Annotated in this window: 13 protein-coding genes; 3 read left to right on the forward strand and 10 right to left on the reverse strand. The window is 53.0% G+C overall.

From position 1 onward, the window contains the following. Both ACEN2T_RS20035 and ltrA read left to right on the forward strand, forming a co-directional pair. Window positions 1–244: hypothetical protein (locus tag ACEN2T_RS20035; protein WP_442117354.1), on the forward strand; the 244-nt coding region annotated here is incomplete at its 5' end. Window positions 245–560: 316 nt separating this feature from the next. Then, window positions 561–1,982, forward strand: a complete 1,422-nt coding sequence (gene ltrA, locus ACEN2T_RS20040) for a group II intron reverse transcriptase/maturase (RefSeq protein ID WP_442117355.1) — start codon at window positions 561–563, stop codon at window positions 1,980–1,982. 75 nt (window positions 1,983–2,057) lie between these two features. Here the strand turns inward: ltrA and ACEN2T_RS20045 are convergent, their stop codons facing one another. The 10 genes from ACEN2T_RS20045 to antA form a co-directional block, all read right to left on the reverse strand. After that, a complete protein-coding gene (locus tag ACEN2T_RS20045; protein ID WP_442117356.1) occupies window positions 2,058–3,524 on the reverse strand; it encodes an aldehyde dehydrogenase family protein in 1,467 nt (488 codons plus the stop codon). A 101-nt stretch (window positions 3,525–3,625) separates the two neighbouring features. Then, a complete protein-coding gene (locus ACEN2T_RS20050) occupies window positions 3,626–4,861 on the reverse strand; it encodes a dienelactone hydrolase family protein (protein ID WP_442117357.1) in 1,236 nt (411 codons plus the stop codon). Between the two features lie 22 nt (window positions 4,862–4,883). After that, window positions 4,884–5,678 (reverse strand): SDR family oxidoreductase, encoded by a 795-nt coding sequence (locus ACEN2T_RS20055; RefSeq protein ID WP_442117358.1) that lies wholly within the window; start codon window positions 5,676–5,678, stop codon window positions 4,884–4,886. Then, a complete protein-coding gene (locus tag ACEN2T_RS20060; RefSeq protein WP_442117359.1) occupies window positions 5,675–6,256 on the reverse strand; it encodes an isochorismatase family cysteine hydrolase in 582 nt (193 codons plus the stop codon). Before ACEN2T_RS20060 ends, ACEN2T_RS20055 begins: the two co-directional genes overlap by 4 nt. Before the next feature lie 11 nt (window positions 6,257–6,267). Next, on the reverse strand, window positions 6,268–6,801 hold the full coding sequence (locus tag ACEN2T_RS20065; RefSeq protein ID WP_442117360.1) for an aromatic-ring-hydroxylating dioxygenase subunit beta: 534 nt from the start codon (window positions 6,799–6,801) through the stop codon (window positions 6,268–6,270). Next, entirely contained in the window at window positions 6,791–8,122 is a 1,332-nt protein-coding gene (locus tag ACEN2T_RS20070) for an aromatic ring-hydroxylating dioxygenase subunit alpha (protein WP_442117361.1), read from the reverse strand. The genes ACEN2T_RS20065 and ACEN2T_RS20070 overlap by 11 nt, the downstream gene beginning before the upstream one ends. An 18-nt stretch (window positions 8,123–8,140) precedes the next feature. Then, window positions 8,141–9,085: a PDR/VanB family oxidoreductase gene (locus tag ACEN2T_RS20075; protein WP_442117362.1), complete on the reverse strand. Its 945-nt coding sequence runs from the start codon at window positions 9,083–9,085 to the stop codon at window positions 8,141–8,143. Window positions 9,086–9,207: 122 nt separating this feature from the next. Next, window positions 9,208–10,230: an anthranilate 1,2-dioxygenase electron transfer component AntC gene (antC, locus tag ACEN2T_RS20080; protein ID WP_442117449.1), complete on the reverse strand. Its 1,023-nt coding sequence runs from the start codon at window positions 10,228–10,230 to the stop codon at window positions 9,208–9,210. Window positions 10,231–10,246: 16 nt separating this feature from the next. Further along, window positions 10,247–10,738 (reverse strand): anthranilate 1,2-dioxygenase small subunit, encoded by a 492-nt coding sequence (antB, locus tag ACEN2T_RS20085; RefSeq protein WP_442117363.1) that lies wholly within the window; start codon window positions 10,736–10,738, stop codon window positions 10,247–10,249. Between the two features lie 3 nt (window positions 10,739–10,741). Beyond that, window positions 10,742–12,145, reverse strand: a complete 1,404-nt coding sequence (gene antA, locus ACEN2T_RS20090; protein ID WP_442117364.1) for an anthranilate 1,2-dioxygenase large subunit — start codon at window positions 12,143–12,145, stop codon at window positions 10,742–10,744. Between the two features lie 457 nt (window positions 12,146–12,602). On the opposite strand from antA, the gene ACEN2T_RS20095 reads away from it, so the two are divergent. After that, on the forward strand, window positions 12,603–13,613 hold the full coding sequence (locus ACEN2T_RS20095; RefSeq protein WP_442117365.1) for an AraC family transcriptional regulator: 1,011 nt from the start codon (window positions 12,603–12,605) through the stop codon (window positions 13,611–13,613). The last annotated feature ends 528 nt before the right edge of the window (window positions 13,614–14,141 follow it).

A 14,141-nucleotide genomic window follows, 5' to 3' on the forward strand; every position in this document is an offset into this window, starting at 1 on the left:
TTGCTTCATTGAAAAGCTCGGCGATTGGTGTCCGGAGATTTTGCCAAATCAGGAAGTCTTTTTCAGGATTTCCTTAGCGACCGTGTGGACTAATACAATGGCCCCAATCCGACAGGATGGGGCCATTATTATTGGTGCGCCAGGCATGGCGCGTTGCGCGAAGCGCAACCAGCTTGGCTGTGGTGGCCACGCTGGTGACTTGGAGGTGAAAGTCCTCTACACACCCGGCAAGGGGAAGTGTTAGCCAGAGGCAAGGGTGTCGCGGGCGACTGCGAATCTGAAGGAAGCCCGAGGCAAAATGCTGGCCTGACGAACAGGAAGCGGATAGAGGCGGCGCAGCGGGGTAAGAAGGCCAATATCTTCAAAGCCCAATACTTGCACGGAGCGCTGTGACGTAGATCCGACAGGCATAAGCAGGAAGGTCGCGCGAATTACCCTGGGAGATCTGTAGGTTTGCCACTGTGCTACCGAGCGTCGAGAGGCGACGGGATGAACCCACAGAAGTCAGCTGAGGCCGTAGTAAGTGGCGGATTACCGCGTCACCAAGGGCCGAACAGGTTATGCCGCCAGTAGGCGTCAGAGTCTCGTCGAATGTTGAAACGCAGAATATTCTCCAAGAGAAAACTGTTACCCCAGGTCCTGGACGGTATCCGAGGATGAAGGCTGACAGGGCGCAAACATCGACGGCGTCTGTGGTGTGGACGAACGCGGAGCCGGACACACTGATGGTGCGGGTGCTTGCACCCGCCAACCTCAAGCGTGCGTATCAACGCGTGGTCAGCAACAAGGGCGCACCGGGTGCCGATGGCATGGCGGTCGACCAGTTGGCGGGCTACGTGAAACAGTATTGGCCGATCCTCAAGTCTCGGCTGCTGGCCGGCGAGTATCACCCGCAAGGTGTACGCGCCGTCGACATCCCCAAACCCAAAGGCGGCACAAGGCAGCTGGGTATCCCCAGTGTCGTGGATCGCCTGATCCAGCAGGCGCTGCTGCAACAGCTCACGCCAATCTTCGACCCTCTGTTTTCGGACCACAGCTACGGCTTTCGTCCGGGCCGAAGCGCTCATCAAACTATCGGAACCGCCCGCGCCCATGTGGCGGCGGGACACCGCTGGTGCGTGGAACTCGATCTGGAGAAGTTCTTTGATCGGGTCAACCACGATGTATTGATGGCCTACATCGAGCGTCAAATCGAAGACAAACGTGTGCTCAGACTGATCCGCCGGTATCTCGAAGCGGGAATGATGTCGGGCGGGATCGTCAGCCGAAGGCAGGAAGGCCCGCCGCAAGGCGGCCCGCTCTCACCGTTGCTGTCGAACATCCTGCTCAATGAACTCGACCGCGAGCTGGAACGGCGGGGCCATCGCTTTGTACGCTATGCCGACGACGCCAACATTTATGTGCGCAGTCGTCGTGCTGGCGAGCGAGTGCTGGTCAGGGTTGAGCGCTTCCTGAGTCAACGCCTGAAACTGACGTTGAATCAGGAAAAGAGCCGAGTAGCACGGCCGTGGGCGTGTGATTACTTGGGTTACAGGATGAGCCTGCATAAACAGCCGAGGCTGAAAGTAGCGACGATGAGCCTAAATCGCTTGCGCGATCGGCTCAGAGAACTGCTGCGCGGAGCGCGGGGCCACAAGATGGCAAGCGTCATTGAGCGGATTAACCCGGTGCTACGTGGTTGGGCGGATTACTTCAAGCTCAGCCAGAGCAACCGCCCGCTTGAGGAGTTGGATGGGTGGATGCGCCGTGAACTTCGCTGTGTCATTTGGCGTCAATGGAAGCAGCGCCCAACGAGGGCGCGCAACTTGATACGTCTGGGGATCAGCGAAGCACGCGCCTGCAAATCAGCGTTCAACGGGCGCGGGCCATGGTGGAACTCGGGAGCGTCACATATGAATCACGCGCTGCCGAAGAAGCTGTGGGACAGCCTGGGGCTGGTCTCAATACTGGATACGATAAAACGGCTTAACCGCATAACCTGAACCGCCGTATACGGACCAGTACGTACGGTGGTGTGAGAGGACGGCGGATGTAAATCCGCCTCCTACTCGATCTCATCAGATAGGGAAGGCACGATCACCCAGTTGTAAAGTCACCCACTTAAGCTCGGTCATATCGTGAATGGAGTAACGACCATTTTCCTTGCCGTGGCCGCTATCCTTGAACCCTCCGAAAGGAGCGTTTGGATCATCGTCGAAAGAGTTGTCATTGATGTGCACCGAGCCCGCTTCGATGCGAAGCGCGAAGTCGAATGCCTTCTGAAGGTCGTTCGTCACGATACCGGAAGAGAGACCGTAGGAGGTATCGTTCGCTAGCTCAATGGCCTGCTCGAAGTCTCTGGCCTTGTAGATAGACACCAGCGGTCCGAAACTCTCTTCGTCATAGACATTCATGGACGGCGTGACGTCGGTCAGGACGGCGGGTTGGAACAGGTTACCCTGGTATTCGCCACCCGTTAGTAGACGTGCACCTTTTGCGATGGCGTCGTCGATCTGGCCACGGATGAATTCGCACTGGTTGGCGCTTATCAGTGGGCCCACTATCGTAGTGGGGTCCGCAGGGTCCCCGCAGCGAATGGAGCGGACTTTTTTAACGAACGCAGTGCAAAACGCCTCATAAATGCCTTCTTCGACAATGATCCGGGAGTTGGCCATGCACACCTGGCCCTGGTTGAAGAAAATGCCGAAAGCAGCCGCGCTGACTGCATAGTCCAGCTTCGCATCGTTGAGAATGACGATGGGACTCTTGCCGCCAAGTTCCAGAACGATGCGCTTCTGAAACTTACCCGCCAGTTCGGAAAGGTACCGACCGACTTTCGCCGAACCGGTGAAGGTCACCATTTTCACGCGTTTGTCGGAGAAGAACTTGTCCCCTAGCGCTTCATTGGTGGTGGGCAGCACGCTGAACACTCCGGGTGGGACCCCAGCTTCCTCCAGAATTTCAGCGAAGAGCAAACCAATCAGCGGGGTTTGCGGGGCTGGCTTCATGATGAACGCGTTCCCGGCGGCCAAGGCAGGTGCTAGCTTTTTCCCGTTCAATAGCAGCGGTGCGTTGAATGGACCAACGCCTGCAATGACACCCAGGGGCTGTCGGATAGACATCGATATACGACCCGCACTATCAGCAGGCATGGTTTCGCCGCGGATATCGCGGGCCTGTCCTGCCGCAATGCGGAATGTGCTGACCATGTAGTCGCATTCGAACATGGCTTTGCCGAACACATTACCACCTTCCTCGATGAGGATCTTCGCAATGTCGCCACGGCGGCGTTCGATGATGTCCGCAGCACGGCAGAGAATGGCCTCGCGCTCCTTGGCGAGAGTTTTCCCCCAAGTCTTTTGCGCCTCGAATGCTGACGCGATCGCGTTATCGATGTCTGCTGCCGTCGCAAGCTTCACGCGTGCAATAGCTTTTTGGGTGTAGGGGTTAATCACGACCTGTTCAGGCTGGTCGTCGCTCTGCCAGGATTTACCGTTGATATAAGGGTGGTAGATTTTCAGATCTTTTATGGCTAAGTCGGTCATTGCAGCACACCTATGGGTCAAGTTTGCGCAGAAAATTACTTGTGAAGTATCGAACTGAACGTGGACTGGGCATCCCTTGCGCGGGGCTGCCCAGCGGCGCGTTACAAGGCTTCGCTATTCTTCCAATTATTCATCAGCGTATTCGAAGGAAGTGCCTCATCCAGCAGCTTATGTGCAGTGATCACGCCTGCAACAGGCAAACCTGTCGGATCAAGAAGACCCACCTGGACAAGCAGACTCGCCTGATCCCAGTAAATATGCTCGTGATAGAGCTTGTCGCCCCTGAATCGGACGACACCCAGCATGGGGATTTCGACGTACTTTCCGGTAGGCGCCACGTTCGGCAGCATCCAATCGATCTCCGTCGTGTGTGTAAAGCACATGATGAATTCATCGACGATCTGTAGCGCACCCACTGTGCGGGAAAGGGGGATCAGTTTCATGTCCGGCGGGTTTCCGTGGACAAAGTGGTGCTGATAAAAACGGCTTAGCTGCTTGCTGCCAACCCCACCGGTCATGGTCGGGATGTGGTTGACGTAGGGCTCCAAGACCATCGTGGCCATCGTTGCGGGAACGTCCCGAGTATCGAACTCATGCTTTACATGCTCGTCCCACAAATCCGAAAGGTTGAAGTTTGGACCAATCTCTCGCTTCAACGCGGCGATGGTTCTTTCGTGGGCCATAAGGGCGGCGGGTTTGTCAAAGTGGTCACTGCCTGCACGTGCAAAAGCGTGGTCGACATTCGGATAGACATAAATCTCCGAGCCCTTATTGCCTTTCAATGCTGAGCTGATTTTTGCGCGGGCCTGGGCATCGCAGTAAGCGTCGTTTTCGGCAAAATGCAGAACCAGTCGACCCTTGATGTTATCCACTTCGTCGAGATAGTTTTCGATGCCCATGCCATAGAAACCGACCGAGCAAGCAGCCTTGGTGCGTGTCGCCGTCAGATACGCGAGCTTACCGCCCATGCAGAAGCCGACGAAACCGAAGTTATCGCCTTCAACCTGATCCAGAGTCTTGAGTTTGGCAAAACTTGCGGAAATATCCTGAACACCCAGATCCAAATCCATGCGCTGGAAAAGATCGATCGCTTTCGCAAAATCCTGTTCCGTGTAACCGAGGTCGACGTCTCGTTCCATTCGCCAGAACAGGTCGGGCACAAGCACCACGTATCCCTCTTCTGCATAGAGGTCAGCCACGGCACGCATGTTTGCGTTGACGCCAAAAATTTCCTGGCCGAGAACGAGTCCCGGGCCTTTTCCGCTGGCGGGTACGGCAAGATAACCGCGAAACGTTTGTGCTTTGTCCAGAGTCTGGATATTGATGAATTCGCCCATTTTTATGTTCCTCTCGATCAAGCTATACAGAATCGGAATGACGCTGGAACCACACGCGAGGCGATATACCTCTGTCCGGACCCAGGATGGAAAACCCGCCGTCTACAGGTATATCCACACCGGTCATCCAGGAGGCGCCGGATGTGCAGAGAAAAGCGACAACATTGCCAACTTCCTCGCCTCGCCCGATACGACCCAGAGGGTGGAAGTCAGCGCCGACGCGGTCGGCGAGGGCAATGTCATTGTTTGTCAGAGTGGCGACGGTTGGGGACCAGGTCCACGCCGGCGAGACGCTCAGCACGCGAGTGCCCTTGGGTGCCAAGCTCACGGCGAAATTCTTGGTCAATTGCAGCATTGCGGCTTTAGACGCAGGATAGAGTGCACGGCCTGCTGCACCGAATTTTCCACCCGTGCTGGTGATGTTCACTATCGTGCTGCCAGGCTTTAGAAGCGGAGATATTTTTTGTACGAAGATGGCGGCAGAGATGACGTTGACGTTTAGGCTTTTGTGCCAATCTTCCCTTGAAGACTGAATGCCCAAATCAGTGTAGATACATGCGTTGTTGACTAGAATATCAATTCTCCCGAATTGATTGATTGTATTGTCAATGCACTTATCAATATCTTCATCGTTTTCCACGTCGCACTCTGTATAGGAAGCCAATGGACCCAACTCTACGCATAATGCTCTTCCGGCACTGGCGTTGCGACCAACCAGCATAACTTCCGCCCCTTGGGCTATCATGACTTTGGCAATATCCAGACCAAGTCCCTGGGTGCTGCCGGTGATGATTGCGACTTTTCCTTCCAGGCTCATGATTGCACCTTGAATAATTGGTCAACGCTGGTAATTTCAGCGATCAGGCTCATGCTTTTAAGCGAGGCTTGATGTGCCTCCTGGTCTGCGGCAGAGCAGGCGTCTGCGGGGACGACTACGTGATAACCGCAGTCCACGGCGTGCCTTACAGTACTTTCCACCACCGAATGAGTTGCCACCCCAGCAATGATCAGTGTCCGCGCGTTAAGCATGTTTAGAAGTGCTTCCCCATGCGTCCCGTAAAACGCATTGATCCGCTTGTGGGTAATGGTGAATTCCCTGCCGTTTTCATGGGGGCTCAAGGCATCGAGGAATTCGGCGCCCCATGTACCGTCAATCACGGCGCCTATCTTCTTTACGTTCTTCAAGATGGGCGCGTTGGCAATCAAGTCGGAGTAATCACCTCGATACGCGACACGCGCATGGAGGATGGGCCAGCCGTTTATTCGCGCGCTACGAAGTAGTGCCGTCGCAGAGGCAATCAGATTCGCGCGAACGGCCCCATCTTCGTCCATACCTACCTTGATACGTCCTTCCGGATGCAGGACATCATTCTGATAGTGGAGCGCGATAACCACGGGCCGCTCCATCAGACAAATACCTCCAGGTTGGCAAACACATCATTGCAGTTGACCAGGTCAACACGTTTGAGCTTAATCTTCCACCCATCCACTTTATTGCGGGCAAGTTTGTATGTGTAACGCCCGGCGAGTTGACGTTGGTCCAGACGCCATTCCGTAGCCTGGAAAACGGCGCTGACCACCAGGCAATCGTCCTCGTCCACACCTTCGATGCACACATTCCCGACCAGGTGTGCTGTTTGAGTTTGTGGTTGCTGCGACCAGTTACGCGCATTCTCTACGCGACGAATACGCGTCTCGCGCAGCATGCGGTTTTCCCAGAACAGGGAAATGTGATCAAACGGGTTCACTTGGTTGTGTTTCTGTGGCACCCAATACATACCGTCATCGGTGAAGAGTTTGTCCCATTCCCAAAACTTCCACGTATCCAGCAGGCGAGCTTCCTTAAAAAGAAATTGCTCGACCGAGCGAAGGGTGGCTTCTTCGGCAAGTGCAGGCTTAAGGTCAGATGTATTTACGTTGAAAGCGCGGTCAAGCAACATTATTGCTCTCCTTGGCGATAATTGTTCCGGTCATGAACTTTTTCCAGGCTGCAAACTGATTACGCATGGGCAGTTCGCTGGTGCCATTGGTAGAGACTGCACCGTCTTCAAGAAGGGTGTCGGTGCCGACATAACGGTGCATGCTGATCCAGTTGCCGCCTCGGGTCATGTTGCCCTCCTGGCAGCGTGCGTACACTTCAACGTCGTCCGGCATTACATTGGAAGAGGGGGAGTTGATGACGTTGGCGTAAGTTAGCGCCCGATCGAACACCACATCGGGGGCACCTTTGCAGCGGAAGGTCTGGATCTCCACCATAGTTTTATCGACAGCAACCGGGCGGATAACCCGAAATTGCATGAACACGGTATGAGGCGATCCGCTGCCGTAAATCACGGTGTTATGGCGGTTCATGCCCATGATTTCACGAGCCCGTTCCGCCCCGTAGGCTTGGCTCAAACATTCAAAATGCGCGCGGGAAACTTCGTCCTTCTCGGCTGCATCCGGATCGAAGATCGCCTCCATGTAACCATGGCCATTATGGTAGGCGCGCAGTTCCAGCTTCTCCCAGAAGTCATAGGGCTCGCCATTGCCATCCATGATCAGCAGTTCGAACGGCATCTCGCCGATGGCTTCGGCCTGTTCCCGAGCGGCATCGACCGATGACTCGTGGGTGACACGTGCGTGCATGGTGTCGTGGAGGTTTTCGTAGAAAACTTTCCAATTGGACCGTTGTTGTACGCGAAAAATACCGCCCGCTACTTCAAGTTCACCCACAGGGGACCTATCGCACATGTTGTCGATGGAGCTGACGACGCCACCAAGGAATGTCTTCAGGTCTTCGCCGTAGGACGCCTGGCTGGCGAATACGAAGCCCCGGTAGCTATCGACCCGTGCCACGCTGGCCATGGAGAAATCCGGATGTCTCGGGTCATAGCAGGTGCCCTCGAAACCGCTCTTCAGCGGCGCTGACAGGTGAGCGCCGTCCAACTTAAATGTCCAGGCGTGGTAGGGGCAGCGGAAGAACTTTCCGATATTACCGTCACCGTCTGCCACCAACTTTGCCCCCTTGTGAGGACAGCGGTTGTAATGGACGTTTATTTTGCCGTCAGGTGAACGAACCATCACGACGTCCTGGTCACCTATTCGAGTGGTGTGATAATCGCCAGCGTTCTTTACTTGACTTTCATGACCTACATAAATCCACGCATGGCCATAAATTCGCTCCATTTCAAGTTGAAAGAGAACAGGGTCGGTGTACACGCTTTTATGGACGCTGTCGGGCCGGACCAAGTCGGCAATTTGTTCGTTAGTTGGAATCATTGTTCGCTCCTTTACTTATTAGAGGTCAAGTACTAACTTGGAATTTTTGGCTCGAGAAACACATATGCAGAAGGCTCCGCCGGAACGCTCACGGTCAGACAGGCAGATATCACGGTGTTCGGCTTCGCCCTCGATCACTTGCGTTACACATACACCGCAATCACCACGTCGGCAGTCGAACATCGGATCCAGGCCCGCCTCTATCATTACATCCAAGAGGGTCTGGCCTGCGTTCACTGCAAGCGTGACGCCACTGGCGCGAAGTTCCACTTCAAACGCCTGGTCGCCATCTTCTTCAAGGGCACCGGTGAACAGTTCGTAATGGATGTGATCTTCCGGCCAACCAAGTTCCCGAGCGACATGTATGACTGAGGTGATCATTTCCATGGGGCCGCATACATACAGATGCGTGCCTTGGGAGGGATTCGCTAACACAGTGGATGCGGCGAAACGTTTGCTAGCGTCTCCGCCGCTAATCCAGCACTGGCTATTGCTCAGGCTCTGCACTTCGTCCAGATATGCCATATTGACGGCGTCGCGGCCGGCGTAATGCAGGGTGAAGGCTTGCTTGGATACCTGCAGTGCGCGACCCATGCTAAGCATAGGTGTAATGCCGATTCCACCGGCTATCAGCAGTATGTGTTTGGCCTCGTCGACCAGTGGAAAATGATTGCGGGGTGGTTCTACCTCAATGATTTGACCTTCGGTAAGTGTATGTACCCACTTGGATCCCCCTGTGCTTTTGTCATCCAACTGCACAGCAATCTCATAGTGGTCGCCGGCTGACACGTTCACGATCGAGTAGGCGCGTTTCTGCTTTCTATCACCCGGGATATGCAGTTCGAGATGGGCCCCTGGCGTAAATTCGGGGAGCCGGCTGCCGTCTTGGGCAACTAATACCAACCGCCGGATGCGGGGAGTAAGCGCCTCAATACTTTCTATTTTTACTGATAAGCTGGACATAAATAACCCGCGTGCATAACTAACAGTCAATAAACGTCAACTGGGCGTCCGGTGAAACTCATGATTCAGGCAATGCACTTTCTTTAAATAGCCATCGCGTGAGTGGCGCTACCTGGAGGGACTCAGGTATTACTTTCCGTAAACTTTTCAAAATACATCCGCGCAGAGGTACGTTGTTTTTCCAGATGCCATTTTTTTACAGACTCTACCATTGGGGGAGGCCCGCACATGTACAGGTCAAAAGGGGTATTTAAAGTTTCGAAGTGGGCGAGATGTTCAGGAACAAAACCTTTTTTCCCCTGCCAATCGTCAGTCGCATTGCTGAGGACCGGTGTGAAGTCGAAGCCTTGAATCGTAGATTTATACGCTTCGATTCGCGGAATTTCGCACAGGTCCTGCTCTGTCCTGACACCATAGAAGAGATGGATCGGGAACCCAGCTCCGCCTTTCTCTGCCAGTTGGTCGAGCATGCCAAGGAAGGCGGACAGCCCGGTTCCGCCTGCGACCATCAGAACCGGACGGTCGATATGACGAAGGTAGAAGGCGCCCAATGGGGCTTCCATATGGATGATATCGCCTGGTTTGCAACGCTCGCGCATGTAGTCCGTCATGACCCCGCTGGGTAGAAGACGAACCAGAAATTCGAGTGTTCGACTTCCAGGCGCACAGGCAAACGAATAGGAGCGACTGTGATCGGTATCCGGCACGTGCAGGCGTGCATATTGGCCGGGCAAATAATTGAGTGGAGCAGTTCCGGAAGCCAACTCGACCTTCAATATTGCGGTGCTATCAGATACTTGAATGACGTGGGTGACAGTCGTTGTCAGCTTTGAGGTTCCAGAGCTTCCGCACAGTGTCGAGTCGAAGTCAAAATAGAAGGAGGCGTCGGATAACACCCTAGTTTGGCACGATAGAATCTTGCGATCTGCCAGATCCTGTTCAGAGAGGGCCTCTTCGTCTACGTACTCCTGAGTATAACTTCCGGACTCACAACGGCCTTGGCAGGTCGCGCAAACCCCTTCGCGGCAGTCCATAGGGATTTTGATCCCACTTCTGAGTGCAGCATCCAACAAAATTTCGTTAGGCTGGACGGGGCAAAACAATGTTTTACCGTCGGCGAAGTTCAACGCAACGTTGTACATGATTTAACCTTTCTCGGACTTAGATATGGTAGAAATCCAACACTGAATTGATCTTGTCATTGAGCAGCACGCTGTGCTTTTTGGAGATCAGCCAGCTATCGCCATGCGGTCGCAGTGTGTAGGTAGCACGCCCGTAGAAGTGGTCGGACAAGGACTGGCGGTAATACAAGGTCTGCCAGTTAACGCGCACTTCAAGATCGCCTCCCTCCAACGGGTGAATTCGAACATTGTTTATTTGATGCAGGGTCCGCGGCAGGGGCGTCGCAGATGCCGCTTTTCCTGTACGAATTCGAAATACCCGATCCTCCAGGCCACCACGGTTAGGGTAGTAAATCAGCGACATCTCGCGCTTGGGATCGGTGGTGTAGACGTGCTCGGAATCCCATTGGGGCAAGTGAAACACGCTGTCTTCGCTGAAAAGAGCGAGGTACCCATCCCAATCCTGGTTATCGCAAAGTTCTGCTTTCTTGTAGAGAAATTGCTCTACTTGATACTGAAGTTCGACGTTCATTTATTATACCTCCTTCAGTTTCAACGCTTGGGCATCTGCAGTTTTGCGCGCCAGACCGTTGAGCAGAAACTTCTGCCAGTTGCCGTGTTGATTCACGTACAGGCCTTCGTGGGTAAATTCAGCACCGATCATTGCGGGAGAAATGCCGATGGTCTCAGTGTTTTTCGTCGGCCCTGTTGTCCACTTGTCGCGTCCACGGGAGATGTCGCTCCAGCGCTCCAGACGCGCCTGAAATCCACGCTGGGCTTCACGAAACTCGACGAGGTCGTCGGGTGTACCCATGCCGGACACATTGAAGAAGTCTTCGAATTGGCGGATTCGGTTTTCGCGGTCGGCATCGGACTCGCCTTTCACACCAAGACAAAAACTGTTGATTTCGGTCTTGTTCCACGCAATCGGGCGGATGATCCTCAACTGTGAGCTGATCTGATCGAGGAAAAACATACTCGGATAGACATTCAGATTGCGCAGGCGATGCATCATCCACTCTGCTTTGTCCTGGCCGTATTCTTCCACCAGTCTCGGCATGATGGTTGCGTACCCTGGGCGAACTTCAGGGTTTGGCATGTCGCTGAACAATACGCTGTGGCCGTTGTTGAAAGCGAACCAGCCGTCGTCAGTTTCAGCATCCCCTGCGCCCAGCTTGCTGTAGTCAAGGAAGTCGCCGGCGTTATGCCCCTTTGAAGCGTTAACTTGCTGACGATGTTGCACGGTCGACACGTAGTTATAGTGGACAGTGCTTACGTGATAGCCATCAAGACCATTCTCGTTTTGCAGTTTCCAATTACCATCGTAGGTATAGGCGGATTTGCCCGGGAGTACTTCCAGTTCGCCGGTTGGCGATTGGGCGACCATCATGTCGAAGAATACTTTCGCATCGCCCAAATAATCTTCAAGCGAGTCTGTGCCATTCACGTCAAGGCTGACGAAGACGAAGCCCTTGTAACTTTCGATACGGGCTTTCTGCAAGCCACGAGTGGCTTTATCGAAGTCTTCGCCATATTCAGCAGGTGCCTTGACTTTGACAAGCCGGCCGTCGCTCTTATAGCACCAAGCATGGAAAGGGCAGGTAAAAGTAGACTGATTGCCTTTGCCGACGCGAGTCAAGGTAGTGCCACGGTGTTGACATGCGTTGATCAGGGCGTTTAACTTGCCCTCGCCATCACGGGTGATAATAAGCGGCTGACGACCTGCGTTCATGGTGACGAAGTCGTGTCTATTCAGTATCTCGCTTTCGTGGCAGGCATAAATCCAGTTCTTTTCGAAAATCAGTTCCATTTCCAGATCGAAAAGTTCTGGCTCTGTGAATATATCGCGGGCAATGCGATAGATGCCTTCCTCGCTGCGAAAGTCTAAACAACTTTCGATATACTCTTTCCACTGGCTTATATCACGCATACGGCTCATGGGTAGATCCTCAATCGTGCGGTTATGCAAGGTTCCTATTAAAGGTCGCGCGCTTCGATTGGTCTATCCGATTTATAGATGACTTAAAGCCGCTTAATTGGATTAAAAATTCGGAATAAGTTTACATGTTGGAATATCGATCATTAATTTGAATGATAATAATTCGCATGCGGCGTGTACTGTTACTGATCCGTGGGTAGAAAGGTGCCGATCCGTTACAGCGGCTAATTCATTAGGGTAACAAGGGGTGCGAGTCCTTATGTTTCAGCACACCAATGGTGCGCATGAGGACAGTCGAGATGATAATTTTTTACCTTGGAAACCAAAATATCCGATTAATCGGTTGATTCTGTCCAAATCGGTTGCCGTTAATCGGTGATGAACTCTGTGGCATACGTCTTGCTGTTACTTTAGTCAGCGCCGAAGAGCGCGTCCTCCATAACTTTGGTGCCTTGCTATGACCGAGCCGCATGTCGTTCCCCGGAGTGATATACAAATCAACTGCTGTGACATGGCAGGAGCCCGAGCGTGGATGGAGGAGGTGTGCGGCCCGCACACTCTGCAGTGTGCACAACCTGAGCGCGTTTCATTTCGGCACAATGCCAGGGTGTTTCGCTCCTATGCGACGAAGCTTGGGACCTTGGAATATGGGACCGACGTTCGTGTCGGCGTCGAAGGCTCTGAGCAGTTGGATAGCTACAGCCTTAGCCTGCCGCTGTCTGGAGAGCAGGAACTGATTTATCTCGGACGGCGTATTCCGTCCAACAGGAGCATGGGAGTTATCGTATCTCCCTTCCATAGCCAGGAACTTTCAATAGCGGGTGATTGCAGGAAGCTCTCTGTGGTTATTCCGCGAGTCACAATGAGGCTTGCGCTTGAAGAAATCCTGAAACGTCCTGTGGAAACCCCTATCAATTTCGATCCGTTGATGGACGGGCAAATAGGGGCCAGTGCCTCTTGGTGGCGATTGGTCAACCATTTTGTATCCGAGCACGAGGTGGGTGGGGCGATTTTCGATCAGACGCTCTTTTCAAGAGATATCGAAGCCTCACTTGTTAGGGGGTTGATCCTTGCTCAGAAGAGTAACTACACCGATGAAATTCACGAGTGTATGATGGGGAAGCTGCCCAGCTTTTTACTTAAAGCAAAAGATTTCATACACTCCAACGCCCGTGAAGAAATTCGTCTCGAGGATATTGAGCGTGCGGCAGGCGTTTCCAGATTTAAGCTTTTTGATGGCTTTCGAAAGCATATGGGCATGCCGCCAATGGCCTATTTGAAGAAGTTGCGATTGTCTGAAGTACGTAAGCTGCTGTTGGATGGAAGGCGAGGTACGAATATATCTGCTGTTGCCACCGAATGGGGGTTCAATCATCTGGGCAGGTTCGCAAGCGAATACAAGAAATTATTCAATGAGATTCCGAGCGCGACGATGCATCGTAAAGAGCGTGGCCGGACGCATATGTGATAGGACCGTTATATAAATCTATTAATTATCTACAGCCATGAGAGCGCTCTGAAAAAATTTAACTTTACGTGACGCCCATTACGTTAAAGTTGAAGGTTTGGCTATAATTTAAAAAATGTCTTTTTCCGATATTAGTATGCCGGCGAACATAAGCGGAGCTTACGGCGGACGCCTGTTGCTAGAGAGCTATCATGTACTGCCTGTAAAGCTTTGATTACCTTGATCAAGTCGCTTAGCCTTTTCCTGGGCTAGATGCTGTAAGAGGCTGAACTGTTTCCTCTTCGTGGAAGCTGACGGGAATAATCGTAACGCTCTATGCTTAACTGTCGGAATTTAAGCACTGTTTTAGCGCTATTGAGTGATTTGCTGTTCTGGATTGGCTCATTGACTAAAATTTTGGTTTATTCATATCCAGAAATTTCCATGTTGGTATCCTAAAATATTTAGGGGGGGTAAGCAATTCCCAGGCGCAACTATTGCTTCGATAATCCGGAGACGCACCGATTAGAGCGTATACTGAATAGCCGC

The organism is Pseudomonas sp. W22_MBD1_FP4, from assembly GCF_052113765.1.
Taxonomy (GTDB): Bacteria; Pseudomonadota; Gammaproteobacteria; order Pseudomonadales; family Pseudomonadaceae; genus Aquipseudomonas; species Aquipseudomonas sivasensis.

What these genes read in the sequence shown, in the direction of transcription:
- ltrA (WP_442117355.1), top strand. Translation starts at nt 561, where the DNA reads ATGCCGCCAGTAGGCGTCAGAGTCTCGTCGAATGTTGAAACGCAGAAT.
- ACEN2T_RS20045 (WP_442117356.1), bottom strand. Translation starts at nt 3,524, where the DNA reads ATGACCGACTTAGCCATAAAAGATCTGAAAATCTACCACCCTTATATC.
- ACEN2T_RS20050 (WP_442117357.1), bottom strand. Translation starts at nt 4,861, where the DNA reads ATGGGCGAATTCATCAATATCCAGACTCTGGACAAAGCACAAACGTTT.
- ACEN2T_RS20055 (WP_442117358.1), bottom strand. Translation starts at nt 5,678, where the DNA reads ATGAGCCTGGAAGGAAAAGTCGCAATCATCACCGGCAGCACCCAGGGA.
- ACEN2T_RS20065 (WP_442117360.1), bottom strand. Translation starts at nt 6,801, where the DNA reads ATGTTGCTTGACCGCGCTTTCAACGTAAATACATCTGACCTTAAGCCT.
- ACEN2T_RS20070 (WP_442117361.1), bottom strand. Translation starts at nt 8,122, where the DNA reads ATGATTCCAACTAACGAACAAATTGCCGACTTGGTCCGGCCCGACAGC.
- ACEN2T_RS20075 (WP_442117362.1), bottom strand. Translation starts at nt 9,085, where the DNA reads ATGTCCAGCTTATCAGTAAAAATAGAAAGTATTGAGGCGCTTACTCCC.
- antB (WP_442117363.1), bottom strand. Translation starts at nt 10,738, where the DNA reads ATGAACGTCGAACTTCAGTATCAAGTAGAGCAATTTCTCTACAAGAAA.
- antA (WP_442117364.1), bottom strand. Translation starts at nt 12,145, where the DNA reads ATGAGCCGTATGCGTGATATAAGCCAGTGGAAAGAGTATATCGAAAGT.
- ACEN2T_RS20095 (WP_442117365.1), top strand. Translation starts at nt 12,603, where the DNA reads ATGACCGAGCCGCATGTCGTTCCCCGGAGTGATATACAAATCAACTGC.